Here is a 25,793-nt window from a genome sequence, read left to right as displayed (position 1 = left end):
CGTGAGCGACCTGTTCGACACCGGGGAGACCGACGCCGTGCCAGCGCCCCATCGCCCTCTGGCCGACCGGCTGCGACCACAAACGCTGGCCGAGGTAATCGGTCAGGAACAGGTTCTGGGTCCCGATGCGCCACTGGGTGTCATGCTCGCCTCGGGCAGCTTGTCCAGCCTGATCTTCTGGGGGCCGCCGGGCGTCGGTAAAACCACGATTGCAAGGTTGCTTGCACAGGAAACTGATCTGCATTTTGTCCAGATCAGTGCGATTTTCACAGGCATACCTGACCTGAAAAAAGTGTTCGAGGCCGCAAAGATCCGGCGCCAGAACGGGCAAGGCACCTTGTTATTCGTTGATGAAATTCACCGTTTCAACAAGGCGCAGCAGGACGGGTTTTTGCCCCATATGGAGGATGGCACCATCCTTCTGGTGGGGGCAACGACAGAAAACCCCTCATTCGAACTGAACGCGGCGGTTCTGAGTCGATCACAGGTTCTTGTTCTCGAACGTCTCAACCTTGCAGACTTGGAACGCTTGACCCAGCGCGCGGAAAAAGAGCTGGATCATGCTTTGCCCCTGACACCAGCCGCACGCGACGCGCTGCAGAAAATGGCCGATGGGGATGGGCGGGCCCTGCTGAACTTGATCGAACAAGTTGCGGCGTGGAATGTCGAAACTCCATTGGACCCTGACGCGCTATCCACAAGGCTGATGCGGCGTGCAGCCAAATACGACAAATCGGGCGATGAACATTACAATCTGATCTCGGCGTTGCATAAATCGGTACGCGGCTCGGACCCGGACGCAGCACTTTACTGGTTCGCGCGGATGCTGACGGGGGGCGAGGACCCTCGGTTTCTGGCCCGCAGGATCACCCGTATGGCGGTTGAAGATATCGGGCTTGCCGATCCTCAGGCCCAAGCGATTTGCCTTCAGTCTTGGGAGACATACGAACGCCTCGGCTCGCCCGAGGGGGAATTGGCACTGGCGCAGGCATTGGTCTATCTTGCGCTGGCGCCCAAATCCAATGGGGCGTATGTCGGCTACAAAGCCGCGATGAAACTGGCCAAGCAGTCGGGCAGCGAACCGCCTCCCAAACATATACTGAACGCGCCGACATCGCTGATGAAAGATCAGGGATATGGGGCAGGTTATGCCTATGACCATGAAGCCGAAGATGGGTTTTCAGGACAGAACTATTTCCCTGAAACCATGACGCGGCCCGTGTTGTACCAACCGGTCGAGCGTGGATTTGAGCGCGAGTTGAAGAAGCGGCTGGATTACTTTGCCAAGCTGCGCACGCAACGAAACAGCTAGTTAACTTCAGCCTGTTGGTCTTATCTTGAAACGTAATTTGTGGCCGAGTGGGTTAGCTTTTTCCCACAAGGTCACCGCGTTTTAGGGAGGAGCGCTTATGGCCGTTTCGATAGATAAGGCGGAAGATGTTTGGACGATCCTTCATGATCGATCCGAAGTCAGAAACGCCGTTGATACAGAACATGCAAAAGCTCTGACGGATGCCTTTCTGGATTTCGAACAGAGTTCTGCCAAGGTGGCTGTGTTTTGGGGCAAAGGCGGCAATTTCTGCTCAGGTTGGGATTTGAAACTCGCCGCGACGCTGTCGGACCCCGAGGCACGTGAGGCGTATTTCAGAACGCGCGACTTTCCGATTGGTGCCGCGCCGTCCGCGCTTGGGCCGATGGGTCCCTCTCGATTGGAGCTGTCGAAACCCGTTATCGGCGCGATTGAAGGTGCGGCAGTTGCCGGTGGGATGGAGCTGGCCTTGTGGTGTGATATTCGAGTGATGGCGGAAACGGCTTTCATGGGCGTGTATTGCCGTCGTTGGGGGATTACCCTGATGGATGGCGGCACAGTACGGCTGCCGCGCCTGGTGGGGCAAGGCAAAGCACTTGAGATTGCCTTGACCGGACGCAAGGTCGAGGCAGATGAGTGTTATCAGATTGGACTTGCGGAGAAAGTGGTGCCGCATGGCGAAGCGCGCATCGCGGCCGAAGCGATGGCCAACGAGATTGCCAGATTTCCGCAAGCGGCAGTTCGGGCAGACCGCCGCTCGATCATCGAAACCCGTGGTCTGCCGGTACGCGACGCCCTCAAGGTTGAATGGAGCAATGGGTTAGAGGCGATCCGGCGCGAGGGCACGGCAGGTGCTGGCAGGTTCCGCGATGGGGCAGGGCGCGGCGGCGACTTTTCCAACATCTGAGACCATGATCTGACGGCGCTTGTCCTTGACTCTTTTGGCTTTGCGCGCGACAGACGCGCATGTTTTCAAAGACACTGACATCGGGACAGTCCGAGCGGGGCAGCCGCACGGTGCAAGGGGCAATGGCATGAGTGGCGTGCAGATGATTACGGTTGCAGAAGGTGATGGCGATCAACGCGTGGATCGGTGGCTGCGCCGCCTGTTCCCGCATGTCAGCCAGGGTCGCATCGAAAAGATGTGCCGTAAGGGTGAACTGCGCGTAGATGGCGGTCGGGCCAAGGCTTCGACCCGGCTAGAGGCCGGACAGGTTGTGCGGGTTCCACCCTTGCCGGATGCGGATCACAAGCCTGTTGAAGTGAAACGGCGGGTCTCTGAGGCGGATGCCAAGATGATCCAGTCTTGTGTCATCTACCGAGACGATCACGTCTTGGCGTTGAACAAGCCTCAGGGTTTGCCGGTTCAGGGCGGCAGTGGTCAAACCCGCCATGTTGACAGCTTGTCCGAGGCTTTGCGGTTTGGCTATGACGAAAACCCGCGCCTTGTGCATCGTTTGGACAAGGACACGTCCGGGGTCTTGTTGATGGCCCGCACCCGCGAAGCCGCCAAAGGTTTGACAGCCGCCTTCCGGCACCGTGACACGCGCAAGATCTACTGGGCCTTGGTGGCCGGTGTGCCGACCCCCTATCTGGGGGAGATCAAGACAGGTCTGGTCAAAGCTCCCGGTCGCGGCAAACAGGGCGAAGGTGAAAAGATGATACCGGTTCATCTGAGCGACCTTAACGACACGCCTGGCGCGAAACGCGCCCATACACTGTACGCCACACTGTATCGCGTTGCTGGTCGCGCGGCTTGGGTGGCGATGGAGCCGATTACGGGCCGGACGCACCAGTTGCGCGCGCACATGGCTGCCATTGGACACCCGATCGTTGGGGACGGAAAATATGGTGGCTCGGGTCAGGAAAACATGGGCGACGGTTGGGGTGCTCAGCTGGGCGGGATCATCAGTAAAAAGCTGCATCTGCATGCGCAGCGCTTGTCCTTTCAGCATCCGACGACGCGCAAGTCGATCACAGTGACTGCGCCGCTACCCGATCATATGAAACACAGCTGGGACACGTTTGGCTGGACCGAGGATATGGCGGCCGACGACCCGTTTGAGGCGCTGCAATGAGCGCACCCTTGCGGTTGGTTCTGTTTGATGTGGATGGCACGTTGGTCGACAGCCAGGGCAGCATCGTCCACGCAATGACGGCCAGCTTTCAGGCTGCTTCCGTCGCTGCACCGGATCGTGAAGCGATTCTGTCGATTGTTGGATTGTCACTTCCACACGCGATGGCGTGTTTGGCGCCGGATCAGTCGACTTCGGTTCAGGAAGTATTGGTCGAGGGTTACAAACAGGCTTATTATGCCCATCGTAAGGAACTTGGCGCCGCCAGCTCTCCGCTTTATCCCGGCGCCAGAGAGGCTATTGAAACGCTGCACGAAACCCCCGAGATCCTTCTGGGTGTTGCTACCGGGAAATCTCAGCGCGGATTGGATGCGTTGATCGAGGCGCATGGGTTGGAGCAGTACTTTGTGACCCGGCAAGTTGCAGATCACCACCCATCAAAGCCACACCCGTCGATGGTGCAGACGGCACTGGCGGAAACCGGTGTGTCAGAGGCGAATGCGGCGATGATCGGCGACACCAGCTTTGACATGGATATGGCGGCTGCTGCTGGGGTGACCGGCATAGGTGTGTCCTGGGGCTATCACGACAACTCTGCCCTGACCGCTGCAGCCTGTGTGATTGAAACCTTCGACCAGTTGCCCGCCGCGCTGGCCAATGTCTGGACTTGAACTCATGAGCGAGTGGAAACCGAAACGCTTTTGGACAGAAAGCGCAGTTGTAGAAGCCGAAGGTGGCCATACGGTTGAACTGGATGGCCGCCGGGTCAAAACACCGGCCAGAGAAACATTGATCCTGCCGACCCGCGCCATGGCTGAGGCTGTTGCCGCCGAATGGGAGGCGCAGGAACAGGTGGTGGACCCGACCTTGATGCCGTTCACCCGCACGGCCAACGCGGCGATCGACAAGGTGCGCATTCAGCATCACGAGGTTGCTGAGATGTTGGCCGACTATGGTGATACCGATCTGCTCTGCTATCGGGCAACGCATCCCCAGGAATTGCAGAACAAGCAATCTGCCGAATGGGACCCGGCGCTGGATTGGGCGGCTGAAACGTTTTCCGCTCGGTTGGTACCTGTGTCCGGAGTTCTGCATCAATCACAATCAGATGACGCGCTGGCAATTCTGCGACAGCGTGTTCACGCATTGGATGAGTTTCAGCTGGCTGCTTTCCACGATCTTGTCAGCCTGTCCGGGTCATTGATTCTCGGGTTTGCGGCGGCGATGGATTGGCGCGCGCCGGACGAGATTTGGCGCATTTCAAGGCTCGATGAGCTTTGGCAGATCGAACAATGGGGCCATGATGACGAAGCCCATGCCGTTGCCGAAACCAAGAAAACCGCGTTTTTGCATGCCAAGAACTTCTTCGACATATCGGTTTGATCCTTTCTGACCAAAAAATTGGCCGCATGAGCAAATCCATTGGGCTCGACCCATCGTTTTCACTGATCCAACCCTTGACGTTTGTTTATGAATGCGACCAAACTCATGCCCACTAAAGGGGAGACACCTTTGGGGTAACCTTTCTGGCATCCACTTGCCGGACAGAGCCGCCTCAATCAGGGGCGGAAAATCAGGAAGAGGTAAAAATGAAAAAATCCGTAATCTTGGGCGCGGCAACAGTTGCCGGTCTGGCCGCTGGTGCAGCCGTGGCAGGAACCGTCGACGACGTTAAGGCGCGCGGTACACTGAACTGCGGTGTGACCACAGGTCTGGTCGGCTTTGCAGCGCCTGACGCAAATGGCGAATGGCAAGGTTTTGACGTATCCGTCTGCCGTGCGGTTGCTGCGGCCGTTCTGGGTGACGCGAACGCTGTTGAATTTGTTCCGACCACCGGTAAGACACGCTTTACCGCGCTGGCGTCGGGCGAGATCGACATGCTGGCCCGTAACACAACCTGGACCTTCAGCCGCGACGTCGACCTGAAGTTCGAATTCGTTGGTGTTAACTACTATGACGGTCAGGGCTTCATGGTTCCCAAGGCACTGGGCGTAAGTTCGGCCAAGGAACTGGACGGCGCCCGTGTCTGCATCCAGACCGGCACCACCACCGAGCTGAACCTGGCCGATTTCTTCCGTGCCAACAACATCAGCTACGAGCCGGTTCCGATCGAAACCAACGCCGAAGCACAGCAGCAGTACCTGGCCGGTGCGTGTGACGTATACACCACTGACGCTTCGGGTCTGGCCGCAACCCGTGCCACGTTCGAAAGCCCGGATGAGCACGTGCTGCTGCCTGAAATCATCTCGAAAGAGCCGCTGGGCCCACTGGTCCGTCACGGCGATCACGAGTGGGGCGATGTTGTCCGCTGGACTCTGAACGCCATGATCTCAGCCGAAGAGCTGGGCGTCACTTCGGCGAATATCGATGAGCTGAGCGCTGGCACCGACAACCCGGAAGTCAACCGTCTGCTGGGCACTGAAGGTACCCTGGGCGAGATGCTGGGCCTGGACGCTGATTGGGCGGCACGCGCTGTTAAAGCGGGTGGTAACTATGGTGAAGTATTTGCCAAAAACATCGGGGAAGAAACTCCGATTGGTCTGGCACGCGGTCTGAACGCACAGTGGACCGATGGCGGTCTGCTGTACTCACCGCCGTTCCGCTAAGACATAAACGGAAGAGGGCGCGGGGCAACCCGCGCCCTCTTCCACAATAAACTGCTGCGGGCAGATGTAGAGCGGGGAAAACCTCGCCAGAGTAAGTAGCCCGCAAGCTACGGGGATCCCAAAATATGTCGACTATGACTGACCCGCCGAAATCTGAATTTCGGCTGTCGATGCTCATAAACGATACCCGCTATCGCTCACTAACATTTCAGGTGATCGCGGCCATCGTTATTGCGCTTTGTATCTGGTATCTAGGCAACAACCTGATCCAGAATTTGAGAGCCGCAGGGCTCAATATTTCCTATTCATTCCTCGGCGACTCTGCCGGGTACGACATCAACCAGCGACTGGTCGAATACGACAGCCAATCCTCGCACGCACGTGCGGCTCTGGTCGGTCTGCTGAACACGCTGCTTGTCGCGTTTCTTGCCTGTATCACCGCGACCATCTTTGGTGTCGCCGCCGGTGTGTTGAGGCTTTCCAACAACTGGCTCGTGTCGAAACTTATGGCGGTCTACGTCGAGATCTTCCGGAACATTCCGGTGCTGATCTGGATCATCATCATCTTTACGATCATGACGGCCGTTCTACCTGCACCAAGCGCTTTTCGTGGCGAAAACCCGTCATCCAGCATGCTGTTCGACGCTTTTGCGTTCACCAACCGGGGTGCATATATACCGCGCCCTGAGTTCGCGAATGGGCTGTTCAGCTCAACAGCACTCAACTGGTTGCTGGTTATTGCGTTTCTGATTGGGTCCTGGTTCGCCACGCGCGAAATCGAAAAACGCGCAACAAAGAAGCAGGAAGAGACCGGTGAACGGCCCAAGACGCTGCTTTTGAAACTGGGTGTATGGCTGGTGCCCTTTGCACTGCTGATGCTTGTGATGGGCCTGACCTGGAACATCCCGGAACTCAAAAGGTTCAACTTCAGCGGCGGCATCAATGTAGGTGGCCCGCTGATCGCGCTGTGGTTTGCACTGTCGATTTATACTGGCGCGTTTATCGCAGAAAACGTGCGCGCCGGCATTCAGGCCATCTCGAAGGGTCAGACCGAGGCCGCGGCCGCTCTGGGGTTGCGTCAGGGCCGGATCATGAACCTTGTGGTGCTGCCACAGGCGCTGCGTGTGATCATTCCACCATTGATTTCTCAGTATCTGAACATCACCAAAAACTCGTCGCTGGCGATTGCCGTGGGATATGCGGATATCACTGCGACGCTGGGTGGCATCACGCTGAACCAAACCGGTCGCGCGATCGAATGTGTTTTGTTGCTGATGTTGTTCTATCTCACGGCTTCGCTGCTGATTTCGACGGTGATGAACTTCTACAACGCTTCCGTTAAGCTGAAGGAGCGCTGAGCCATGGCTGATCAAACAAACAATCCGATCGCGTTTGTGGCTGACGGGAACATCCCGGAGTCACCCCCTCCTGCCCGCGAAACGGGCGTGGTCAAGTGGCTGCGTGAGAACCTGTTTTCAGGCGTGGCGAACACGATCCTGACGGTTCTGTCGCTGATCCTGATCTATCTGCTGTTAAAAAACACGTTGCCTTGGATCTTTAATGGGGTCTGGAATGCGAATTCGTTGGCAGAGTGTCGCGAGATATTGGCGGGTAAAACCGGTGCGTGTTTCGCAGTTCTTGCCGAACGCTGGCCGCAGCTGATTTATGGCTTCAAATACCCCGTCGATGCCTATTGGCGTCCAAACCTGGCCTTTATCCTTATGCTGGTTGCGTTTGCTCCGGTTCTGTTCTTTGACCTGCCGCGCAAATTGCTGTTGTTCACAGCCGTCTACCCGTTCATCGCGTTCTGGCTGATCTGGGGTGGCAGCATCCTGGTACCGCTGGTTGCCCTGATCGGATGTGTGGTTGCAGGCGGCGTCTTCCAGAAATTTGGCAAGAACAGCTTTGCTGCGGGGTTCTTTGGGGCCATCGTTGTTGCATTGGTGATCTGGAACATCGGCGGCGCATTGATCCCTGAAAGCGCATCAGAAAATGCGTGGCTTTCACCCGTGCCCAGCCGTGATCTGGGTGGCTTCATGTTGAACATGATGCTGGGTGTGACCTGCGTGTCGCTCTCTGTGCCTTTGGGTATCGCGCTTGCATTGGGACGTCAGTCGAACATGCCGCTGATCAAGTGGGTCTGCGTCATCTTCATCGAATTCATTCGTGGCGTGCCTTTGATCACGCTGCTGTTTGTTGCTTCGGTGATGCTGGCGTATTTCTTCCCGCCTGACAGCACGGTCGACCTGTTCCTGCGCGTCGTGATCATGATCACCATGTTCTCGGCCGCTTATATCGCCGAGGTGATCCGCGGCGGTCTGGCAGCCTTGCCGCGCGGGCAGTACGAAGCAGCGGACAGTCTGGGTCTCGACTACCCTCAGGCTATGCGGCTGATCATCTTGCCGCAGGCACTGAAGATCTCGATCCCTGGTATCGTGAATGTCGCAGTGGGTCTGTTCAAGGATACCGTGCTGGTCTCGGTCATCTCGATGTTCGACCTGTTGGGCATGATTCGCGGACCGATCCTGGCTTCGACCGAATGGAATGGCGTTTACTGGGAGCTGCTTGGCTTTGCATCGCTCCTGTTCTTTGTCGTGTGCTACGGCATCTCACAATATTCGCAGTGGCTCGAACGTCGTCTTGCCACTGATCATCATTAAGGAGTTCAACACATGTCTGAACTTGCAATTGAACGTGAAATCGACCGCTCCAAAATGCAGGTGAGCGATGAGATCGCCATCGACATCAACGGAATGAACAAGTGGTACGGATCTTTCCACGTGCTGCGCGACATCAATCTGACCGTCAATCAGGGCGAGCGGATCGTGATCGCGGGCCCGTCGGGGTCAGGGAAATCAACCCTGATCCGCTGCCTGAACGCGCTGGAAGAACACCAGCAGGGTTCTATCGTTGTGGATGGGATCGAGCTGTCGAATGACCTCAAGAATATCGACAAGATCCGGTCCGAGGTTGGCATGGTGTTCCAACACTTCAACCTGTTCCCACATCTGACCATTCTGGAAAACTGCACGCTGGCCCCGATCTGGGTGCGCAAGACGCCCAAGAAAGAGGCCGAAGAGCGTGCGATGCACTTCCTGGAAAAGGTCAAGATTCCAGAACAGGCCGACAAGTATCCCGGTCAACTTTCGGGTGGTCAGCAGCAGCGTGTGGCGATTGCCCGAAGCCTGTGCATGATGCCGCGGATCATGTTGTTCGATGAACCGACATCGGCGCTGGACCCGGAGATGATCAAAGAGGTGCTCGACACCATGATCGAGCTGGCCGAAGAAGGTATGACCATGCTGTGCGTGACCCACGAGATGGGCTTTGCCCGTCAGGTCGCCAACCGCGTGATCTTTATGGATGCCGGTCAAATCGTGGAACAGAACGAACCGGAAGAGTTCTTCAACAACCCCAAAAGCGAGCGGACCAAGCTGTTCCTCAGCCAGATTCTGGGGCACTGATCCAGTTCAATATCAATGTAAGAAGGCGGGGCAGGTCCCCGCCTTTTTCTATTCCAGCAGTTCTCGCGGAATGACAAAGCCCAAAACCTCACCGCTGTGCCATTGGACATCTGCCCAATTGGCAACACCAAAGCGGATAACGGTCGTCGCACAGGTTGGATAATCGTGGAACCGTGTGTGGTTCGGAGCTTGTCGGACAATCTGCTTGGCAAATGCCGCGATCCCAGGATTGTGCCCCAGCATCAACACACAGTGCCCTGTGGCGCCCTTCAGGACGCTTAGTATGTCATGGGGCCCGGCGTGATACAAACGGTGCGTGAAGCCAGTTGAGTTGGGCCGTAGCCCCATCCTGTCAAACGTTTCGCGTGTGCGGGCAGCGGTAGAACTGATAATCTCATCAGGGAGCCAGCTATTTCTTGTCAACCAAGCACCAATGGCAGGTGCCGATTTGCGCCCGCGTTTGTTCAAAGGACGGTCATGGTCTGATTGCAGCGGGTTATCCCAACTTGATTTTGCATGGCGTGTCAGGATCAAGGTGAGGCTCATGTCGGGTGAAACGCTTTCATGTGGTGGGCTGACTGTTCCGCAAGGCGGCCCGCGCTTTTACTGAGAGGGCAGGCCAATCGCACGGCACATCCACCTGTCATGCAGATTTGGCCCGCTGCCGAGCTCAGGTAATTGTGGCAGGCGTCGACATTGTAGAAACTCTTGGCGTTCAACGCGCCCACAGGGCAGGTCGTTGTGCAAGGCGCGTCGCACGCGGTGCAGGGAGAGGGCGCCGACGCGTCTGGTAGGTCAAATTCAGATAAGAAGTGAAGCGCGCCGCGAAACGAGATCATCATTCCTACTGTGTCATGCACCAGCGCCCCGACAGGGCTGCTGAACGTTCGCCCTGACTTAAGCGCCCAGTCGATGAACGGGGCATATGGTGGGCCGCCAAAGGGAAAATGAGCCTGCGCACCTAGATTCTGAGCCATGTTTCCGATGACCCGCAAAGACCATCGGTCAACTGGATCCGGGCGTTGATCCATCCATTCGGGTGACGTCTTTAGCGCGGGCCAGAATGCTCCAGCTGCGCCGAGCAAAATCAACGTACCAGACTCGAGGTTTCTGGCCTGTGTCGCGCGGGGATGCAGCGCGCCCATCACCATCAGCCCAGCCTCGTTGGCGGCCTCTTCGATCCGGGCGTAGGAAGAATCTGGATCTGGATCAAAGGCGGCCTTTGACTGCTCTACCATGCCCCCTCCGCGCGTTTTCGGCTTAGTCTGGCCGGATCAGTGACCCCGCGCCGTGTTCAGTAAACAATTCCAGCAATACCGCATTCGGCGCACGACCGTCCAGAATGACAACCGCACGCACGCCGCTGTGCAAAGCGTCCAGCGCGGTTTCGGTTTTCGGGATCATCCCTCCGGCAATTGTTCCTTCACTCGTCATCTCGCGGATCTGTCCAGCTTTCAGTTCGGTCACCACATCACCGGCAGCGTTTTTGACGCCAGAGACGTCCGTCAGAAGCAGAAGGCGGTCTGCCTTCAAGGCCGAGGCGATTGCCCCCGCCGCCGTGTCTCCGTTGACGTTGAATGTTTCCCCGTCATTGCCAGCACCCAGCGGTGCGATGACCGGGATCACGTCATGTGAAAACAGATCATGCAAAACCTTCGGATCCATCTGCGCGGGTGTGCCTACGAACCCCAAAGAGGCATCCGTTTGTTCGCAGCTCATCAGATTGGCGTCTTTACCCGAAAGGCCGACAGCGGTGCCGCCCTGACGGTTGATGGCTTGAACGATACGTTTGTTAACAAGACCCGAAAGCACCATCTCAACAACTTCGACCGTGGCTTTGTCGGTGACACGTTTTCCATTTACAAACTCGGACTGGATATCAAGCTTGTCCAACATCGAGTTGATCATCGGCCCGCCACCATGCACGACAACAGGGTTCACACCGACCTGCCGCATCAGAACCACATCACGGGCAAAGCTCTCCATGGCTTCGTCACTGCCCATGGCGTGGCCACCCAGTTTGATGACGACAATGGCGCCGTCATAGCGCTGCAGGTAAGGCAGTGCGCTGTTTAGTGTGGCGGCAGTTGCGATCCAATCCCGGTTCATATCTCTTGTCTTCATGGCTGTCAGTCCTCTGATCAACCCTGTTAGGGCCTTTAGAACGGGCTGCCAAGACCAGATAGCAGCAATTGCTGCAATGTGGGGCCGCGCCTGTTCAGCGCAGCCCGTTCCAGATCAGCTTAGTGCCCGTTTCATTGCTGGAATATTGTTCAGGATCAGCAGATCAAAGGCCAGAACGCCAAGCAGTGTCAGGCCGACCAGCGGGAAGGCCATTGCCGTGAACAGTCCGATCAGAACGGCACCTTTCCAAAGCGGCATTTCCACCGGTAGTGGTGGGGCCGCCAACCGTCCGGCGCTTCGAGGTCGACGTTTAACCCACATCACAACACCTGAGACGCAGACGAAGATCACCGACAAGCAGAACACCACGTTGAGCACAAAGTTCCACATGCCCATCAAACCCATGTGAAACGGGATACCCAGGGCCATACTTTTGCCCATCAGCGAGTAATCCTCATATCGCACATCTGCGAGGATCTTTCCGGTGTACTGATCTACGTGAACGGTGCGGTCACTTACCGGATCTGTTGAATCGCTGCTCATGCTGTCCCGGTTCAGTGTCCAGACCCCGCTGTCACCGTTGGGGTAAGCCACGCGGAAACGGCCCGTCATGTCGAGCGCGGTTCCAAGCGAAACGAGCGCGTCGATATCGATATTCGTACCCTCGGGCACCCCGTCAACACCTGCCTCAGATCCGGACGCGGGCATCGGTGTTTGCTCGAGCGCCCACGGGACGTCATTCTGATGCCCGTGGTTCATGCTGGCATGCAGATCATCCGACAACGGGACATTGTCCCATTTCTCGGCTGGAAAACTGCTCCAGGCCTGGACGAACATACCGCCCCAGACGCCAGCCCAGGACAAGCCTGAGATTAAGAAGACCACCAGCAACCCCGACATCCAGAACCCGACGACGGCGTGAAGCGACTTCCACAGGGCGCGTCCCCTGGCGCGAAGATTGGGCACAAACGCTGACATTGCGTTTCCACGCGGCCACCAAAGGTAGAGGCCGGTAAAAACCAGAACCAGGCTTAGCCCGGCAGCAATTTCGAGAATCCGGTCTCCGGTCGTTCCGATCATGAGGGATGAGTGAACGTTGTCTGCAAAATCATACCAGCCAGCCCTGCGATCCCATATTTCCAGCACCTCACCAGCATAGGAATCTACGGCGACAAGGCGCTGACCGCCTTCCGTTTCGATGCGGAAAACAGTGGCCAGATTGTCTGCTTTTGGGCCAATCCACTCAACCACCGATCCCGGCACTTTGGTCAGAGCGACCTCGGCTTGTTGAGAAGCGGACAGGGCCATGCCCTGAACTTCGACGCTGATCTTTTCGCCATCACGGCCGTCAATTTGCGTGATGAACATCATCATCAACCCGGTTGCGGCGAGAATTGTCAGGAATGGGATCACAAATATGCCGGCGTAGAAATGCCACCTCCAGGCAGCAAAATAGAGTTTTTGCGCAGTACTGTTCTGCGCCGGGCTTTCACCCACAGTTTGGCCGTTCATTGCCATATCAATCTCCAGATGCGGAATTGCCCCGCGCACGAGGTGCGCAGGTTCAAACAGGACTTCCCTAATTCAGGAGATTTGGGGTGGCGCTCGCGCGTCATAGCGCGCATGGAAACCCGCGCTGCGGCGGGTGAATTCTGCGTGCGCCCAGCGCAGTTGTACCGGAAAGTCGAGGTGTTTCAGGGCGCCCGAATTTGGCACATGTACATCCGCAAACAGCCCCGCAAACGAACACTCCGATCGGCGGTCCGTCTCATCATGCATTGGGTCGCTTGGGTCCAGATCGACCCATTGCTCGACCGCTCCTTCTCCGGTGCATATGACAAGCAGGAGTTTGCCGTCCTGACCCTGCGTTGGCATCCAACCCTGCGGGATTGCTCCGGTCGCGACCAAAGCAAGAAGCGTCACAAGACTGAGGAGGCGCGCGATGGCTCTCATTCCAGATGCGCGATGATGGAGCGCAATGTTGGAACACCGTCATTCTTTTCAGATGACGTTAGTACGATTTCTGGGTAGGCCGCCGGGTGTTTGGACAAGGCGGTGCGCACCTGATCCAGCACTTTTTCACGATCCTTGAACTTAACCTTATCCGCTTTGGTCATAACGCACTGAAAAGTAACCGCGCTGGTGTCCAAGAGCTTCATGATCTCATCATCAACCGGTTTTACCCCGTGGCGCGCGTCGATCAGAACAAAGGCGCGACGCAGGGTTTGTCGTCCGCTCAGGTATTTTTTCAGAAGTCGCTGCCATTTCTCGACAATCTTAAGCGGCGCATTGGCATAGCCATATCCCGGCAGGTCGACCAAATACAGCTCTGGGCCCTGCGAGAAAAAGTTGATCTCTTGCGTGCGCCCCGGCGTGTTTGAGGCGCGCGCCAAACCTTTGGTGCCGGTCAGCGCATTGATCAGGCTGGATTTTCCCACGTTTGACCGACCTGCGAAACAAACCTCAAGCCGGTCAGGGGCTGGCAGGCCGTCCATTGCGACGACACCTTTGACGAACTCCGACGGGCCAGCGAACAATTTACGTCCGCGTTCCAATGCAAAGGCGTCGGGGTCTTCGGCCAGTGGAAAAGGAAGTGCGGTCATAGCACCTGAACCTTGTCACCGACACGGATGTTGCCGCCCCGAACCACGACGGCGTAAACGCCGAAATCCTGATGGTCCCAGCTGTTCAATGCGCCAAGCGTGTCGGCATCCCGCTCACCGGTCTCTGGATTGGCAGTGGTTGCAAGGCAACGCACTATGCGTTCGCGCACATGGAACACGGCCTCTCCGACCTGAACGTCCTTACCCAGCCAGTCAAATTCTTCCCATAGAGGCAGGCCATCAAACCAGATGTTCCCCCGCCAGCGGCAAATCGACAGGTCACGGCCCAGCTTCTGTTCAACTGCACGGTGCGAGGCCATGTTGCAAAAGCTGATGGACGGAAAATCGCTGTCTGTCATCCCGCGGCCCGGAACGCGAATGATGCGTGCCGATGCGGCGCGATCTGCGCGCATCAATGGCTTGACCCAGTTCAGAAACGCATCCTGCTCAGTATCCGGGGCAAACCGCAAATCTGGTTGTTGAGGATGGCTGAGCGTAACAGTGTCGCCTTCAAGACGAGCCGAAATTGCCATCAGATTTGGCGCCTTCGATCCGCGACTGAAATTGGCACAGGGCACCCATTTGCTGCCGTCGGCTTTTGACGCCTCGTGCGCGACGGCCCAAACGCGATCCCCGGGCAGTGTCTGCCCGGGAGATACGGTTACATCATCAAGGCTTTCGCGCCCGTGGCTTTTGATCGGATGTCGCCACAGACTGGTGATCGATCCGGTCATTTGTCATCCGTTTTTGGCGTTCGTTTGAACCCGGATATGATGTTACCAAATACGTCCGGCTTGTACCCCTGACTGCGCATGATCAGGTACTGCTGCGTGAAGGTGATCGTGTTGTTGGCGATCCAGTAAACAACCAGACCACTCGCAAATCCGCCCAGCATGAACATGAAGACCCATGGCATCCAGGCAAAGATCATCGCCTGCGTCGCATCAGTCGGGGCCGGGTTCAGTTTCTGCTGCAGCCACATCGAGATGCCCAACAGCAGGGGCAGGATACCAATGAAGATCAGGGCCATGATGGTATCTGGCTGTGGTCCCGCCCAGGGCAGCCAGCCAAAGAAATTCATGATCGAGGTTGGATCCGGAGCGCTGAGGTCTTGGAACGGACCAAACCAGGGGGCCTGACGCAGTTCGATCGTGACAAAGATCACCTTATACAATGAGAAGAAGATTGGGATCTGCATAAGGATCGGCAAACAGCCTGCGGCAGGGTTCACCTTTTCCTTCTTATACAGCTCCATCATGCCTTGCTGCATCTTCTGGCGGTCGTCACCTGCGGCCTCTTTCAGGGCCTCCATCTGTGGCTGCAATTCCTTCATCTTTGCCATCGAGACATAGGATTTGAAGGCAAGCGGGAACAGGATTGCTTTGATAATCAGGGTCAGGCCGATGATAGACCAACCCATGTTGCCGATCAGGGCGTTGATGTTGTGCAGCAGCCAGAAAATCGGCTTCGTCAGGAAAGAGAACCAACCCCAGTCGATGCTCTCGATAAACTTCTGCACCCCTTCCGCCTCATACTCGCGGATGGTTTCCCACTCCTTCGCCCCTGCAAACAGGCGCGTCGTCACTTGCTCGGTCGCGCCGGGTGCAACGGTCAGGGTCGGTAGAACCGTTTCCGTCTGATAAATCTTGCGACGGGCATCGTATTTTGCCGCAGCTTTGAAGGTCGCACCTTCCTCGGGGATTAGGGTGGTCATCCAATAATGATCGGTAAACCCAACCCAGCCGCCTTCTTTGACCTGAAACACCTCAGCTTGGGCGCGTTCAACTGGATCGATGTCGAAATCCTGAACGTCGCCATAATCGATTTCGTCCAGAACGCCATCGGCCATGACCATCACGCCTTCATGCAGGATGAAGAAGTTTTTCAAGTCGGGCAGGTCCCCGTCTTCGCCAATTCCGTGACGGGCCAGAATACCATAGGGGGCCATGCCAACCTCGGCCTCAGTCGCGTTTTCCACCGATTGCATGACAGAGAACATATAATCCTCGTCCACCGAAATGGTGCGGCGGAACGTCAGGCCGTTTTCATTGCGCCAGACCAGAGTGATCGGGGCGTCAACGCCCAGCGTTTCACCCTGTTCAAGCGCCCATAGGGTGTTTGGGCCGGGAACATCCGTGCCAGTCACACCGGCACCTGGCGCCCAACCATAAAGCGCATAGTAGGCGGATTCTGATCCGACCGGTGACAGGAGTTCGACAATCGGAGCGCCTTCTTTGATCGAAACCTTGTAGTCCTTCAGGAACAGCTCATCAATGCGGCCACCCGACAAAGACAGGCTGCCTTTCAGGCGTGGTGTGTCGATCTGCACGCGGGGGGCTTGATCCTCTGGCAACGTCTCTTCGGCGGAAGCTGTCGCCTCACCCACGGTGCCTGTGCCGGACGCGCTTGGGGCTTGAACCTCATCACCTTGCGCAGTGGTGATTTCGGACTGCTCGGGTATTGGTGCCGGCTCTGGTGGGGGGAACAGGACAAACCAAACCAGTATCACCAGGAAGCTGAGCGCGGTTGCGAGGATGAGATTCTTGTTCTGATCGTCCATCTGGGACAGCCACCTTGAGCAGTGAAAGACACCCGCAGGGTTCAACAGAGTGCAGGCCGAAAGGTCAAGCGGAATCGCCCTTTAATTCGTCATGCATGGATCTTCTTTGCGGTAAACTCAGGTCCTTTACCCAGTTTGCCGTCCGATTTTTGGAACACCGTTGACTTTGTTGCGATACGTGGCGATCCAATCCAGCGTCTGATCAAAGGGCATGGGCTTCCCAATCCCGAACCCCTGAACATTGTCACAGCCCAATTGCGCCATCAAAGCGTGTTCTCCGGGCGTCTCGACACCTTCGGCCAGTGTCTCGAGCTGCAATCGTTCGGCCATGGTCAGAATGGCGCTGGCGAGTTGCTGTTGGCTGGGGTCTTGATCTGATTTGGCAACAAACGATCGGTCGATTTTGATCCGCGAGACGTTGAAGCGTTTGATTGACGCAATCGACGCGTGCCCGGTTCCAAAATCGTCCAGATCAATGCAACATCCCAGGGCGGCGAGACCGGTGACGTTGCGCGTGATCACGTCGTTGGGTCGCCTAGAAAAAACGGTTTCCAAAACCTCGATCGCCAGCCTGTCCGGTGTCAGGTCGAAATGGTCCAACTCCCACTTGAGGCGATCAACAAGGCCCGGGTCTCGCAATTCGTCTGAGGAAAAGTTCACGCCAATTCGGGGAACGACGACACCCGCGCGATCCCAGGCCTGCATGGCGGTAAATGCGTGGTGGCGTATTGTTTGCCCAAGACGTTCCATGAGTTCTGCCTGCTCTGCAAACGGTAGGAAGACATGCGGTCCCAAAACGCCCTTTTGCGGGTGTTCCCAACGCGCCAGAGCTTCAAAACCTGTAATGCGCCCGGTATCAGTAGACACCTGCGGTTGGAACCAGGGGCAGATCTCTCCGCTGCTTAGTGCAGCATCAAATTCCTTGCGTAAATTGGTCCTGATCCGCGACCTGCGCCGTGTTTCCGTTGAAAACGCCCTGATTGTAGATGGTCCACTTTGCTGCGCCTCCACCAGTGCGCCAGTTGCGGCGTTGATCCACTGTTCTGCGGTGCTACTTGTTTCGTTCGTACTGAGGCAAAAGCCGATGGAACACGACATGTACAAACCCGTGCCGTTCAGCATCACGGGGTCCTCGACTACGGATTGGATGCGTCCCGTCATCTGAATACATGCTTCCAAATCTAGCTGTTGAGCTGGCCGCAAGCCGATCAGCATTTTGTTTCCACCGACGCGCGTGGCGACGTCGCGGGTGCGGATCATGGACAGAACGCGGGTGCAGAACTGTTCCGTTACGTGGTTTGCTGCCGCTTGTCCGTGAAGATCAAGCAACTGGTTGTAGTCGTCCAGCGCCACAGCAATGCAGGCCGAGGTTTCGCCGCTGCGATTTGCAGCCTCAAACACCTTTTCAAGCTCAAGTTCAAACCGATCATTTGCCACTAAGCCGCCAGTGTGCCGGTTGGATCGTGCTGCGCCGCCCACACCTAGTATGCCAACGCCCGCATACGCCAGTGGCAGGCCCAGAGCCGCAGCAACAAGCGCGCGCTCCCCTCCGACCCAAAAGGCACCTAGGCATAGCGCTGGGAGAAAGGCCAACGCGGCTGGGCTGTTCAGAGTTCTGATAAGAGAATGGGCAAATCGGTCAAAAGAAGGATGGTTCCGCATTGGTTTTCGGCCTTGGGCATAGATCGCGCACGGCCGAGCGTAGGAAACCAGTCTGAGTCAGTTGTTAACGCAACACAGGAATTTCGTCCGAATTTTCTGCGTTTTTGTCTAACTTCAGAGAAAGACCCGTGAAATCAAATAGTTTCGGATCCAAAAGATGAGATGGACGCGCGTTTGTCAGCGCGCGGAACATGACTTGCCGACGACCCGGGGTGTTCTTTTCCCACTGATCCAGAATCTGTTTGACCTGCTGACGCTGCAACCCGTCCTGACTCCCACACAGGTCACAAGGAATGATGGGATATGTCATGGCTTTGGCAAACTTCTCGCAATCCGCCTCGGCCACATGGGCCAGCGGGCGATACACAAACAGATCACCTTCCTCATTCACCAGCTTGGGTGGCATCGTGGCCAACCGTCCGCCGTGGAACAGATTCATGAAAAACGTCTCAAGGATATCGTCCCGGTGATGACCCAGGACAACGGCCGAGCATCCTTCTTCACGCGCGATGCGATACAGGTTTCCCCGCCGCAACCGCGAGCACAGCGCGCAGAACGTGCGTCCCTGCGGGACCTTATCCATAACCACTGAATATGTGTCTTGATATTCGATCCTGTGGGGCACGCCCATCCGGTCCAGAAACTCTGGCAATACGGTGGCTGGAAAGCCCGGTTGCCCCTGATCCAGGTTGCAGGCCAATAGATCCACCGGCAGTAATCCGCGCCACTTCAATTCGTATAGAACCGCCAAAAGGGTATAGCTGTCCTTGCCGCCCGACAAACAGACCAGCCAGCGAGGCGCTTTGCCGTCCTTGTCATGTGCAGATGGCGCCACCATCCCATACTGCTCAATAGCCTCGCGGGTCTGGCGCACGATGCGTTTGCGCAGCTTTTTGAACTCGGTGGTCGAGGGCGCCCCGGCGAATAGGGGATGGATGTCGCTGTCATCGTCCAGCATGTCGGCTCTCCTCAGGCTTGCGGGCGTATGCCATGGAAGCGCCGCGCTGCAAAGACCTGATTCAGGAGACAATTTGTGCTATGCTGTGCGGATATTTTTTGAAAGGATTGATCGATGGACTACTTTTTTTCCGTCCGCGGCCGCGATGGCAACCATTATTCGAACAAACCGGGGGGCACGCGATATCTGGCCATCCCCACCAATGCCAGACGACCTGCACGGCAGCACGAAATTCGGGTTTCGGATTGGATACAAAGGGTTCAGGCCGAAGCCGGGGCAAACGATGAAGAGAATGGGCACATCGTCATTTTCGTGCACGGCTTCAACACTGAGCAATTCGAGATGTTGGAACGCCATCGTAAAATCCGCTCGGGGCTAGAGGCGCACGGATTCAAAGGGACAGTTATCAGCTATGATTGGCCTAGCGACGGGTCGGTGCTTGGCTACAATTCGGACCGGGCTGATGCGCGTCGTTCGGCGGACAAATTGTTCACCCATGGCATCAAAAGGCTATCGCGGATGCAGACGCCTGATTGCCGCTATAATATCCATGTTCTGGCGCATTCCATGGGAACGTATCTGGTGCGCGAGGCAATGGATTATGCAGATGATGATCACACAACCGCGCAACACAGCTGGACCACCAGTCAGGTCGCCTTTGTGGCCGCGGATGTTTCGTCGAAATCACTTGGCGTTGGCAATCCTAAGTCGTCATCGCTTCTGCGAAGATGCACTCGGCTGACCTGCTACTACAGCCCCTTTGACGAAGCTCTGTCGATTTCCGAGGTGAAACGTGTTGGCGTATCACGCAGGCTTGGCCGTGTAGGTTTGCCCGCTGAACACCCCGAAAAGGCCGTGAACCTCTATTGTGGCAAGTTCTTCAAAGACAATCGCGCTGACTTTTCGGACGGGAAATCAGCAAGCCACAGCTGGTATTTCGACTCGCCGCGGTTCTACGAAGACCTTCACCATACCTTTATGGGCAAGCTGGATCGTGAGGTGATTCCAACCCGAGCACTCACGGATCGGGGCAACTTGGCGTTGCTCTGAGAAGTTCAGTCTTTTTGGTGATCGGGAACCGGGTCATATCCATCGCCGCCCCAGGGATGGCACCGGCCGATACGGCGTGCGGCCAACCACGCGCCTTTGATCGCGCCGTGTTTTTCCAAGGCCTCCAATGCATAGGCTGAGCAAGTCGGCTGGTAGCGGCAATTGAAGCCAACCCACGGGCTGAAGACCAGACGATAAGCCCGCACGGGCAGGGCAAGGATATGCGCAAGCAAAGTCATTTCTGGGCAGTGTGCAGCTTGCGCAGCGCGTATCGAAAGTCGTCCAAAAGGGAATCAAATTGACGTGCGGCAGTCACATCGGCACGTCCGATCAGGACATAGTCCCAGCCATCAAGGCCATGGGCAGGCAAAACGGCGCGCGCGACTTCGCGTAGCCGACGTTTGGCGCGGTTACGGGCAACCGCATTGCCAACTTTCTTGGAGCAGGTAAAGCCAACGCGAATCCCGGTTGCCTCATCCGAGGCGCGCTTGCGGGCCTGCACCATCATCGAGGACGTGCCTTGCCTGCGCGCCCGCGCTGCCTTGAGGAAATCGGAACGGTTCCTGAGAATAGTCAGAGATTCAAGCGCGCAAACGGACGCCGCCGGGGGCGTATCCCCGGGCTGGTTCTTACCATCCTCAGGGGCCTCCGGCGGCGTCATGTTCATAACCTGATCGGTGGGCGGTTTTATGCGCTCAGCGATTTACGACCGCGGGCGCGGCGTGAATTCAGGATTTTGCGGCCGGCTTTTGTAGCCATGCGCGCGCGGAAACCGTGGCGGCGTTTGCGAACCAGGTTCGAAGGCTGATAGGTGCGTTTCATCGCTCCGTCTCCAATCTATGCGGTCGGGTGCGGCGCGGATTCGCCTGCCCGTAGTGTTCGAAGCCCGTCCTCTACTGCTAAGAGTAGGGTAAGTCAAACCCCATGGACGCGGTTTTCGCGCCTTTTGCAACAATTCTGTAATCCGTCGTCGCAAAACATTTCAAAAACCGGCTTTTATACAGAAAACACTCACATTCGCGGCGGGAAACTTCAAGGGGCCGTGAACACTCTGTTGTTGCGCGCGCAGGCAGCGCATCTTGTGAGGAGAATGGAACCCAAAAAACCGGACAACCAGATGAGCGAAACGACCCAACCGCCACGCAGCGGGATTGCACGTCACATCCCATTGCTTGTTATCCTTACCGTCGCCACGGTCGGGTTCTTTACACTTGGGGACTACTTGACCTTTGAAACTCTGCGCGACAACCGCGAGGCATTGCTGGCGTGGAGAGATGCGAATTACTGGGCGATGACGGTGGCGTTTATTGCGATTTACATAGTGGTTGTGGCGTTTTCCTTGCCAGGCGCGGCCGTTGCGTCGATGACCGGCGGGTTCCTTTTTGGACTGGTTGCCGGAACCGTGTTCAACGTTTTTGCAGCCACGGTCGGCGCTTCGGCGATTTTCCTAGCGGCACGTTGGGGCCTGGGTGAGTCGTTGACAGCGCGATTGGAATCCTCAGAAGGCTCCATCAAAAAGCTTAAGGACGGGCTGCGGGAAAATGAAATCTCAGTGTTGTTTCTGCTGCGGCTTGTACCAGTAGTTCCGTTCTTTGTCGCAAACCTTGTTCCGGCTTTGGTCGGCGTGAAGTTCCGCAACTTTCTGCTGACAACGGCGCTGGGCATTATCCCCGGTGGGATCGTCTATACTTGGATCGGTGTTGGCTTGGGCGGCGTATTCGACCGAGGCGAGACGCCTGATGTGTCGCTGTTGTGGGAACCTTTTGTGATTGGCCCAATCATTGGTTTATGCGTATTGGCTGCATTGCCGATCGGCATCAAATACCTGCGTGGCCGAAAGGACGTCTGAAACATGAAAAACCTGAAAACCGATATCCTGGTGATTGGGGCCGGGTCGGGTGGTTTGTCCGTTGCCGCGGGTGCCAGCCAGATGGGCGCCGATGTCATCTTGCTGGAGGGCCACAAGATGGGAGGTGATTGCTTGAATTTCGGTTGTGTGCCGTCAAAGGCTTTGATTGCAAGTGGCAAAGCAGCCTACGGACAAGCACATTCGGCGGTCTTTGGTGTTGCTGATAGCGCACCTCAAGTGGACTACGCTGCTGCCAAGGACCATGTCCGAGATGTTATCGCCCAGATCGAGCCCATGGACAGTCAGGAGCGGTTTGAGGGGTTTGGCGTCAAGGTGATCCGTGAATACGGTTCATTTGTCTCTCCAACTCAAGTTCAGGCGGGTGATCAGGTGATCACAGCGCGACGCGTGGTGATTGCGACAGGGTCTTCACCATTGGTCCCGCCTATTCCCGGGCTCGACAACGTCCCATTCTACACAAACGAAACCATCTTTGAGCTGCGAGAAAAACCTGGCCACCTGCTGATCATCGGGGGTGGCCCGATCGGTATGGAGATGGCCCAGGCCCATATTCGACTGGGATGCAAAGTGACCGTGATCGAAGGCATGAAGGCACTGGGCAAAGATGACCCCGAGGCGGCAGATGTCGTGCTCGATGCCTTGCGCTCGGAAGGGGTCGCCATTCACGAGAACGCAATGGTCGCGCAAATCCGGGGCTCTGATGGCGCAGTCGAAGTTGTCACCGAAAACGGTGAGATTTATGCTGGTTCCCATCTGTTGCTGGCGGCTGGGCGCAAGGCCAATGTCGAGCGTCTGAATCTTGAAGTGGCAGGCATTGACCGAACGCGGACCGGGATAAAAACAGATGATGCGTTGCGCACGACAAACCGCAAGGTTTATGCCATTGGGGATGTCGCTGGCGGGATGCAATTCACCCATGTCGCCGGGTACCACGCGGGCATTATCATCCGGTCGGCCTTGTTTGGTCTGCCGTCCAAAGCCAAGACAAACCATATCCCATGGGCCACATACACGCAGCCGGAACTGGCACAAGTTGGGTTGACCGACGCGCAGGCGCACGCGCAACACGGCAAAAACGTCGAAATTGCACGGTTTGACTTTCACCACAACGACCGTGCTGTGGCGGAACGAAGAACAACCGGTTTTATCAAGGTTATGGTTGTCAAAGGTCGTCCAGTGGGTGCCACAATCGTTGGCCACCAGGCGGGTGAATTGATCAATTTGTGGTCTCTGGCGATAGCCAATAACCTGAAAATGGGTCAGATTGCTGCGATGGTGTCCCCATATCCGACAATCGGAGAGCTTAACAAACGCGTCGCGGGGGCCTATTTCTCGCCAAGGCTGTTTGAGAATCAGACAGTTAAACGAGTGGTCAGATTCGTCCAGCGCTGGATCCCCTAGCCGAAAAAGGAGCGCCCATTGAATTCGCTGTCCGGACGTTTCCTGATCCTGACAACGGTCTTCGTGATGTTGGCTGAGGTATTGATCTTCGTGCCTTCGATTGCACGGTTTCGGGAAGATTTCCTGCTGAACCGCCTGGAACGTGCTCAGATTGCGTCGCTGGCCCTGTTGGCCGATGACATGCTGGCCGAAGATCTTGAGGCCGAGCTGCTGGCAAACGCTGGTGTCTATAACGTCGTTCTGCGCCGTGACGAAGTACGTCAGTTGATGCTGTCATCCCCCATTCCTGAACAAATCGCTAAAACCTACGACCTTAGGGATGCTGGACCATGGGTTCTAATCCGTGACGCGATGACTCGTTTATTCACTGTCGAAGACCAGGTCATCCGTGTGATCGGCGAGCCGGTCAAAGGCGCCGGTCTTCTGATCGAAGTGACAACTGACAGCGCCCCCCTGCGAATGGCGATGACGGATTACGGATGGCGTATTCTGGGCCTGTCCTTTGTAATTTCCATCATTACTGCCTCGTTCCTGTTTCTCGCGGTGCGGGTGGTGCTTGTCCGACCAATCAAAAGCGTGGTCGGCTACATGCAACGCTACGCCAGCGCGCCCGAGGATGCCCGGGGTATCATCTCGCCGAACTCCAAAGTGACCGAGCTGCGCGAGGCGGAAGAAGCCTTGAAGATGCTGCAAACGGATCTGACCCAGGCGCTCAAACAACGTGAGAGGCTGGCTCAGTTGGGTGGGGCAGTGGCCAAAGTCAGTCATGATTTACGTAACATTCTGACATCCGCTCAGCTGTTTACCGATCGGATTGAGGCCAGCGATGACCCGCTTGTGCGGCGGATGGCTCCAAAACTGGTGAACTCGATAACACGCGCGGTTTCGCTTTGTGAAAACACGCTTGCCTTTGGCCGCGCCGAAGAGCCCGCTCCGACGCTGAACATGGTCCGATTGCGGGATTTGGCCGAAGATGTTGCAGCAAGCGAACAACTCGCGATCGCAGATGCGTGCGTGGAAGTAGTCAACGATGTGCCCAACGACCTCGTTGCCCGAGCGGACCCAGAACAACTGTTCCGAGTTATCATGAACCTCGTCCGGAATGCCAGGCAGGCTTTGGTCGCATCTGGCAAGCCGGGTCAGATCACTATTGCCGGCCGTGAAGTTGAAGACAGTTGGTGCCTCGAGATCCGCGACACAGGTCCAGGATTGCCGCCCAAAGCGCGCGAAAATCTGTTCACCCCGTTCCAGGGCGGGGTGCGCAAAGGCGGGTCTGGTCTGGGCCTGGCAATTTCGCAGGAACTGGTTCGTGGCCATGGGGGCGATCTTGTCTTGAAAGACACTGGACCTAAGGGAACCACGTTTGAAATAAGGCTTCCTCGCGGGGAGATGACTTTTTGAAGGTTTTTCGAAGAATCGTCTTGCACGTCCTACGTCCCGGGTCTAAACAGCGCCTCACCAACGCGGACCGATAGCTCAGCTGGATAGAGTACTTGACTACGAATCAAGGGGTCGGGGGTTCGAATCCTCCTCGGTCCGCCACTGGTTTCTTGTTGAACGTCACACGAACCTGACCCAACCGTCATAGTTGGACCAGAAACTAGGTGAACGTTCGACATCAGAAGGCGCCCCCAACGTTGGACATCAGTTGAATTTGACCATTGCGTCATCAACTAACACACCGCCCCCATTTTATGCTCCCGCAGGCAGTTTGATTTGTTCTGTCTTCCCTTTCGGAAAATCAGAGCTGATTTGTAGGACAGACAGCGAAGCTGCTGTTCCTGCTAATCTGCCACGTGGCGAACGCGGGAGGGGGCGAGGCAACGCTATTCGACAGGGGTGGTGCGGCCCGCAGGCAAAGCCGAGGACACGGCCCTGTTTAAAAGGGTTGCCCGAGGGGGAGGGCAGCGCCCTCACCCTGACGGCCAGGGGCGTTTGGCTTGTCCAAATCCCGCTGGCCCACGAAAGGAAAATGAGGGGAAGAAGGCCTACCGCCATTTGCGATTGTACCATTCTGTCAAACCGCAAACAGCATTAGGGCCACCTTGCGGACATTAGCCAAATGCGCAGCATAAGTTACCCGCAGCGGCAGCTTTTGACCAAAAGTGGAA

The 25,793-nt window shown here is 56.6% G+C and carries 26 protein-coding genes and 1 tRNA gene; 14 read left to right on the top strand and 13 right to left on the bottom strand.

Annotated features, from left to right (window positions below; all coding sequences use genetic code 11):
- The first annotated feature begins 1 nt into the window (after window position 1).
- The 9 genes from ACR0BU_RS21890 to ACR0BU_RS21850 all read left to right on the top strand — a co-directional run bounded on the left by ACR0BU_RS21890 (window position 2) and on the right by ACR0BU_RS21850 (window position 9,454).
- Entirely contained in the window at window positions 2–1,312 is a 1,311-nt protein-coding gene (locus ACR0BU_RS21890) for a replication-associated recombination protein A (RefSeq protein ID WP_480738927.1), read from the top strand.
- Between the two features lie 97 nt (window positions 1,313–1,409).
- The gene (locus ACR0BU_RS21885; protein WP_299077827.1) at window positions 1,410–2,216 is read left to right on the top strand and encodes a crotonase/enoyl-CoA hydratase family protein; all 807 of its coding nucleotides are present in this window, start codon (window positions 1,410–1,412) and stop codon (window positions 2,214–2,216) included.
- 127 nt (window positions 2,217–2,343) lie between these two features.
- Window positions 2,344–3,387 carry an RluA family pseudouridine synthase gene (locus ACR0BU_RS21880; RefSeq protein WP_480738928.1) on the top strand — a complete coding sequence of 348 codons (1,044 nt, stop codon included), beginning with the start codon at window positions 2,344–2,346 and terminating at the stop codon, window positions 3,385–3,387.
- The gene (locus ACR0BU_RS21875) at window positions 3,384–4,055 is read left to right on the top strand and encodes an HAD-IA family hydrolase (protein ID WP_299891615.1); all 672 of its coding nucleotides are present in this window, start codon (window positions 3,384–3,386) and stop codon (window positions 4,053–4,055) included. The genes ACR0BU_RS21880 and ACR0BU_RS21875 overlap by 4 nt, the downstream gene beginning before the upstream one ends.
- Window positions 4,056–4,059: 4 nt before the next feature.
- The gene (locus ACR0BU_RS21870) at window positions 4,060–4,767 is read left to right on the top strand and encodes an ATP12 family chaperone protein (protein WP_480738930.1); all 708 of its coding nucleotides are present in this window, start codon (window positions 4,060–4,062) and stop codon (window positions 4,765–4,767) included.
- Between the two features lie 206 nt (window positions 4,768–4,973).
- Window positions 4,974–5,990 (top strand): amino acid ABC transporter substrate-binding protein, encoded by a 1,017-nt coding sequence (locus ACR0BU_RS21865; RefSeq protein ID WP_298937849.1) that lies wholly within the window; start codon window positions 4,974–4,976, stop codon window positions 5,988–5,990.
- Between the two features lie 125 nt (window positions 5,991–6,115).
- The gene (locus ACR0BU_RS21860; protein ID WP_298937850.1) at window positions 6,116–7,348 is read left to right on the top strand and encodes an amino acid ABC transporter permease; all 1,233 of its coding nucleotides are present in this window, start codon (window positions 6,116–6,118) and stop codon (window positions 7,346–7,348) included.
- 3 nt (window positions 7,349–7,351) lie between these two features.
- On the top strand, window positions 7,352–8,650 hold the full coding sequence (locus ACR0BU_RS21855) for an amino acid ABC transporter permease (RefSeq protein WP_299891622.1): 1,299 nt from the start codon (window positions 7,352–7,354) through the stop codon (window positions 8,648–8,650).
- A gap of 12 nt (window positions 8,651–8,662) precedes the next feature.
- Complete coding sequence (locus ACR0BU_RS21850) at window positions 8,663–9,454, top strand: amino acid ABC transporter ATP-binding protein (protein WP_298937852.1); 792 nt, start codon at window positions 8,663–8,665, stop codon at window positions 9,452–9,454.
- Window positions 9,455–9,502: 48 nt separating this feature from the next.
- Here ACR0BU_RS21850 and ACR0BU_RS21845 read toward each other — a convergent pair whose 3' ends face one another.
- From ACR0BU_RS21845 to ttcA, 10 genes are all read right to left on the bottom strand, one after another.
- Window positions 9,503–10,000, bottom strand: a complete 498-nt coding sequence (locus ACR0BU_RS21845) for a SixA phosphatase family protein (RefSeq protein ID WP_480738932.1) — start codon at window positions 9,998–10,000, stop codon at window positions 9,503–9,505.
- On the bottom strand, window positions 9,997–10,692 hold the full coding sequence (locus ACR0BU_RS21840) for a ferredoxin (protein WP_480738933.1): 696 nt from the start codon (window positions 10,690–10,692) through the stop codon (window positions 9,997–9,999). Before ACR0BU_RS21840 ends, ACR0BU_RS21845 begins: the two co-directional genes overlap by 4 nt.
- Window positions 10,693–10,714: 22 nt before the next feature.
- Window positions 10,715–11,578, bottom strand: a complete 864-nt coding sequence (argB, locus tag ACR0BU_RS21835; RefSeq protein WP_480738935.1) for an acetylglutamate kinase — start codon at window positions 11,576–11,578, stop codon at window positions 10,715–10,717.
- Window positions 11,579–11,692: 114 nt separating this feature from the next.
- Entirely contained in the window at window positions 11,693–13,096 is a 1,404-nt protein-coding gene (locus ACR0BU_RS21830) for a PepSY-associated TM helix domain-containing protein (protein WP_480738937.1), read from the bottom strand.
- A gap of 66 nt (window positions 13,097–13,162) precedes the next feature.
- The gene (locus ACR0BU_RS21825; RefSeq protein WP_298937856.1) at window positions 13,163–13,531 is read right to left on the bottom strand and encodes a DUF2946 family protein; all 369 of its coding nucleotides are present in this window, start codon (window positions 13,529–13,531) and stop codon (window positions 13,163–13,165) included.
- The gene (gene yihA, locus ACR0BU_RS21820; RefSeq protein WP_299077802.1) at window positions 13,528–14,181 is read right to left on the bottom strand and encodes a ribosome biogenesis GTP-binding protein YihA/YsxC; all 654 of its coding nucleotides are present in this window, start codon (window positions 14,179–14,181) and stop codon (window positions 13,528–13,530) included. The genes ACR0BU_RS21825 and yihA overlap by 4 nt, the downstream gene beginning before the upstream one ends.
- Window positions 14,178–14,915: an MOSC domain-containing protein gene (locus ACR0BU_RS21815; protein WP_480738939.1), complete on the bottom strand. Its 738-nt coding sequence runs from the start codon at window positions 14,913–14,915 to the stop codon at window positions 14,178–14,180. The genes yihA and ACR0BU_RS21815 overlap by 4 nt, the downstream gene beginning before the upstream one ends.
- Window positions 14,912–16,741 (bottom strand): membrane protein insertase YidC, encoded by a 1,830-nt coding sequence (gene yidC, locus ACR0BU_RS21810; RefSeq protein ID WP_480738941.1) that lies wholly within the window; start codon window positions 16,739–16,741, stop codon window positions 14,912–14,914. Before yidC ends, ACR0BU_RS21815 begins: the two co-directional genes overlap by 4 nt.
- A 126-nt stretch (window positions 16,742–16,867) precedes the next feature.
- Window positions 16,868–18,403, bottom strand: a complete 1,536-nt coding sequence (locus tag ACR0BU_RS21805) for a putative bifunctional diguanylate cyclase/phosphodiesterase (protein WP_480738943.1) — start codon at window positions 18,401–18,403, stop codon at window positions 16,868–16,870.
- A gap of 64 nt (window positions 18,404–18,467) precedes the next feature.
- Window positions 18,468–19,361 carry a tRNA 2-thiocytidine(32) synthetase TtcA gene (ttcA, locus tag ACR0BU_RS21800; protein ID WP_300074043.1) on the bottom strand — a complete coding sequence of 298 codons (894 nt, stop codon included), beginning with the start codon at window positions 19,359–19,361 and terminating at the stop codon, window positions 18,468–18,470.
- 114 nt (window positions 19,362–19,475) lie between these two features.
- Between ttcA and ACR0BU_RS21795 the strand changes: the two genes are divergently transcribed.
- On the top strand, window positions 19,476–20,411 hold the full coding sequence (locus ACR0BU_RS21795) for an alpha/beta fold hydrolase (RefSeq protein ID WP_300074046.1): 936 nt from the start codon (window positions 19,476–19,478) through the stop codon (window positions 20,409–20,411).
- 5 nt (window positions 20,412–20,416) lie between these two features.
- Here ACR0BU_RS21795 and yidD read toward each other — a convergent pair whose 3' ends face one another.
- From yidD to rpmH, 3 genes are read right to left on the bottom strand one after another with little or no spacing between them, the layout of a single operon-like run.
- Window positions 20,417–20,650, bottom strand: a complete 234-nt coding sequence (gene yidD, locus ACR0BU_RS21790) for a membrane protein insertion efficiency factor YidD (RefSeq protein WP_298937863.1) — start codon at window positions 20,648–20,650, stop codon at window positions 20,417–20,419.
- Entirely contained in the window at window positions 20,647–21,072 is a 426-nt protein-coding gene (gene rnpA, locus ACR0BU_RS21785) for a ribonuclease P protein component (RefSeq protein WP_480738945.1), read from the bottom strand. Before rnpA ends, yidD begins: the two co-directional genes overlap by 4 nt.
- 26 nt (window positions 21,073–21,098) lie before the next feature.
- Entirely contained in the window at window positions 21,099–21,233 is a 135-nt protein-coding gene (gene rpmH, locus ACR0BU_RS21780; protein WP_005632162.1) for a 50S ribosomal protein L34, read from the bottom strand.
- Window positions 21,234–21,528: 295 nt separating this feature from the next.
- Here rpmH and ACR0BU_RS21775 point away from each other — a divergent pair, with 295 nt between their 5' ends.
- The 4 genes from ACR0BU_RS21775 to ACR0BU_RS21760 all read left to right on the top strand — a co-directional run bounded on the left by ACR0BU_RS21775 (window position 21,529) and on the right by ACR0BU_RS21760 (window position 25,224).
- Window positions 21,529–22,260: a TVP38/TMEM64 family protein gene (locus ACR0BU_RS21775; protein ID WP_299077780.1), complete on the top strand. Its 732-nt coding sequence runs from the start codon at window positions 21,529–21,531 to the stop codon at window positions 22,258–22,260.
- A gap of 3 nt (window positions 22,261–22,263) precedes the next feature.
- On the top strand, window positions 22,264–23,682 hold the full coding sequence (locus ACR0BU_RS21770) for a dihydrolipoyl dehydrogenase family protein (protein ID WP_480738948.1): 1,419 nt from the start codon (window positions 22,264–22,266) through the stop codon (window positions 23,680–23,682).
- A gap of 18 nt (window positions 23,683–23,700) precedes the next feature.
- Entirely contained in the window at window positions 23,701–25,083 is a 1,383-nt protein-coding gene (locus ACR0BU_RS21765) for an ATP-binding protein (protein ID WP_480738949.1), read from the top strand.
- Window positions 25,084–25,147: 64 nt separating this feature from the next.
- Window positions 25,148–25,224 (top strand) — tRNA-Arg (locus tag ACR0BU_RS21760).
- Window positions 25,225–25,793 lie beyond the last annotated feature (569 nt).

This window comes from Ruegeria sp. CK2, from assembly GCF_056536585.1.
Note: the sequence above shows the minus strand (reverse complement) of the source record. Positions and strands in the feature narration are given on the sequence as shown.

Bases quoted from the DNA above. Each gene is read 5' to 3' on its own strand.
- ACR0BU_RS21885 (WP_299077827.1), top strand. From the start codon at position 1,410: ATGGCCGTTTCGATAGATAAGGCGGAAGATGTTTGGACGATCCTTCAT.
- ACR0BU_RS21880 (WP_480738928.1), top strand. From the start codon at position 2,344: ATGAGTGGCGTGCAGATGATTACGGTTGCAGAAGGTGATGGCGATCAA.
- ACR0BU_RS21875 (WP_299891615.1), top strand. From the start codon at position 3,384: ATGAGCGCACCCTTGCGGTTGGTTCTGTTTGATGTGGATGGCACGTTG.
- ACR0BU_RS21870 (WP_480738930.1), top strand. From the start codon at position 4,060: ATGAGCGAGTGGAAACCGAAACGCTTTTGGACAGAAAGCGCAGTTGTA.
- ACR0BU_RS21865 (WP_298937849.1), top strand. From the start codon at position 4,974: ATGAAAAAATCCGTAATCTTGGGCGCGGCAACAGTTGCCGGTCTGGCC.
- ACR0BU_RS21860 (WP_298937850.1), top strand. From the start codon at position 6,116: ATGTCGACTATGACTGACCCGCCGAAATCTGAATTTCGGCTGTCGATG.
- ACR0BU_RS21855 (WP_299891622.1), top strand. From the start codon at position 7,352: ATGGCTGATCAAACAAACAATCCGATCGCGTTTGTGGCTGACGGGAAC.
- ACR0BU_RS21850 (WP_298937852.1), top strand. From the start codon at position 8,663: ATGTCTGAACTTGCAATTGAACGTGAAATCGACCGCTCCAAAATGCAG.
- ACR0BU_RS21845 (WP_480738932.1), bottom strand. From the start codon at position 10,000: ATGAGCCTCACCTTGATCCTGACACGCCATGCAAAATCAAGTTGGGAT.
- ACR0BU_RS21840 (WP_480738933.1), bottom strand. From the start codon at position 10,692: ATGGTAGAGCAGTCAAAGGCCGCCTTTGATCCAGATCCAGATTCTTCC.
- argB (WP_480738935.1), bottom strand. From the start codon at position 11,578: ATGAAGACAAGAGATATGAACCGGGATTGGATCGCAACTGCCGCCACA.
- ACR0BU_RS21830 (WP_480738937.1), bottom strand. From the start codon at position 13,096: ATGGCAATGAACGGCCAAACTGTGGGTGAAAGCCCGGCGCAGAACAGT.
- ACR0BU_RS21825 (WP_298937856.1), bottom strand. From the start codon at position 13,531: ATGAGAGCCATCGCGCGCCTCCTCAGTCTTGTGACGCTTCTTGCTTTG.
- yihA (WP_299077802.1), bottom strand. From the start codon at position 14,181: ATGACCGCACTTCCTTTTCCACTGGCCGAAGACCCCGACGCCTTTGCA.
- ACR0BU_RS21815 (WP_480738939.1), bottom strand. From the start codon at position 14,915: ATGACCGGATCGATCACCAGTCTGTGGCGACATCCGATCAAAAGCCAC.
- yidC (WP_480738941.1), bottom strand. From the start codon at position 16,741: ATGGACGATCAGAACAAGAATCTCATCCTCGCAACCGCGCTCAGCTTC.
- ACR0BU_RS21805 (WP_480738943.1), bottom strand. From the start codon at position 18,403: ATGCGGAACCATCCTTCTTTTGACCGATTTGCCCATTCTCTTATCAGA.
- ttcA (WP_300074043.1), bottom strand. From the start codon at position 19,361: ATGCTGGACGATGACAGCGACATCCATCCCCTATTCGCCGGGGCGCCC.
- ACR0BU_RS21795 (WP_300074046.1), top strand. From the start codon at position 19,476: ATGGACTACTTTTTTTCCGTCCGCGGCCGCGATGGCAACCATTATTCG.
- yidD (WP_298937863.1), bottom strand. From the start codon at position 20,650: ATGACTTTGCTTGCGCATATCCTTGCCCTGCCCGTGCGGGCTTATCGT.
- rnpA (WP_480738945.1), bottom strand. From the start codon at position 21,072: ATGACGCCGCCGGAGGCCCCTGAGGATGGTAAGAACCAGCCCGGGGAT.
- rpmH (WP_005632162.1), bottom strand. From the start codon at position 21,233: ATGAAACGCACCTATCAGCCTTCGAACCTGGTTCGCAAACGCCGCCAC.
- ACR0BU_RS21775 (WP_299077780.1), top strand. From the start codon at position 21,529: ATGAGCGAAACGACCCAACCGCCACGCAGCGGGATTGCACGTCACATC.
- ACR0BU_RS21770 (WP_480738948.1), top strand. From the start codon at position 22,264: ATGAAAAACCTGAAAACCGATATCCTGGTGATTGGGGCCGGGTCGGGT.